At 39.8% G+C, this 1,552-nt stretch carries 2 protein-coding genes; both read right to left on the bottom strand.

Features of this window, described 5'->3' with window-relative positions; all coding sequences use genetic code 11:
* Nucleotides 1-64: 64 nt before the first annotated feature.
* Complete coding sequence (locus FC093_RS23540) at nt 65-967, bottom strand: IS3 family transposase (protein ID WP_137264275.1); 903 nt, start codon at nt 965-967, stop codon at nt 65-67.
* 2 nt (nt 968-969) lie between these two features.
* Nucleotides 970-1,512 carry a helix-turn-helix domain-containing protein gene (locus tag FC093_RS23545; protein WP_137264276.1) on the bottom strand — a complete coding sequence of 181 codons (543 nt, stop codon included), beginning with the start codon at nt 1,510-1,512 and terminating at the stop codon, nt 970-972.
* Nucleotides 1,513-1,552: the final 40 nt, after the last annotated feature.

Genomic DNA, 1,552 nt, shown 5'->3' on the forward strand with positions numbered 1-1,552 from the left:
CTATACAGATTATTAAATAAATCCTGATTCGGTTATACAAATATAATTTTTAGTCCTGTAATTGCTATACAGTTGCTTTTTGATGGCTATAAGTTCGGTTATAATTTTTCCATTTCTTATTCATTGTTCCTGATTTTAAATGCGCTTCTTCCGGGGTCATATAATCGCAGCTGGCATGTGGTCTTAGCTTATTATATGCATTGATACTTTTGCTTATCAGGTTCCTTGTTTGTTCAAAACCCAGTTGGGTGTTATAAAGATTGAATTCTGATTTTAATATTCCGTTCATCCGTTCTGCCAATGCGTTTTCATAAGGATCTCCGTTTTCTGTCATGCTGATGGCTATCTTGTTTTCAAGCAGCAGTTTTACATATTGTTGTGAACAGTATTGAGAACCTCTGTCTGAATGATGGATCAGTTGTTCGTTAGAAACTCTATTGTCCAATGCCATTTTCAGGGCTGCTACACAGCCTTCAGCAGTCAGATCGTTTTGAAAGCTATACCCCATAATCTTTCTTGAGTAAGCATCTGTAATGAGGCTTAAATAGCCCCATTGATTCATGATTTTTATGTAAGTGATATCGCTTACCCATACCTGTTCCGGCCGGTTTATGGTGATGCTTTTAATAAGATTACTGTATTTACCCATCCAATGGCGGGAGTCTGTCGTGATCACTTTTCTTTTTCTGCGCCGGACCAACAGCCTGTGTTCGGCAAGTAAATCAAAGAGATAGTCTCTGCCTATGCTGATGCTATGAGATGCAAGCCTGGCTTGCAATACATGATGCATCTTGCGGGTGCCTAACGAGGGCAGATCTTTGCGAACACTGATCACCTCCTGAAGAATGATATCTTCTTTCACCAGGTTGTTTTCTTTGCGCCATAGGGTATCGTAATAAGCGTGCCTTGTTTTGCCAAACAGTCTGCACAAAGTAGCTATACCTATAGAGGGATAGTCTTCTTTCATTTTTATGACTGTCTGGCACCAGACTTTTTTCTGATGTCAATTTTTAATTGTTCTTCTGCTACATCAATTAATGTATTGAGCGCTTTGAGTTTACGTTCCGCTTCCTTTAATGCTTTTTGTAAAGCTTCATTGGATACGTTGGTTGCTGTCTTTTTGATTTTACCCATGGATGGCTGCGTTACTGTACAAAGCTCTATCTTTTCCGATTTATATTTTTCCAACCACCCTCTTATCGTTTTTTGGTCCTTGACGTTATAAGCCCTCTGGGCTTCACTTAGGTTCATACGCCCCTGCTCAATAGCTGCAACAATGGTTCGCTTCTGAAGATTGCTGTAACTTTTTCGTTTCAGATGCTGCTGATAGTTCGGAGAACCGTATTTTTTTAGCCACGAATCCAGGGATGTTTTGCCCAACTGATAAATCCTGGTCGCTTCTTTTCTGGGCAAGCCTGCTTCAACTTCTGCTACAACCTTTAAAATCAACCGCTTATCATACCGTGAAAGGCGGTTAGGACGAACACTAAATTGTTCAACTTCTTTAGACATATACACCTGATTTTGCGTATAGCCATTTCAGGACAAGACA

This window comes from Ilyomonas limi (assembly GCF_005233845.1).
Taxonomy (GTDB): Bacteria; Bacteroidota; Bacteroidia; order Chitinophagales; family Chitinophagaceae; genus Ilyomonas; species Ilyomonas limi.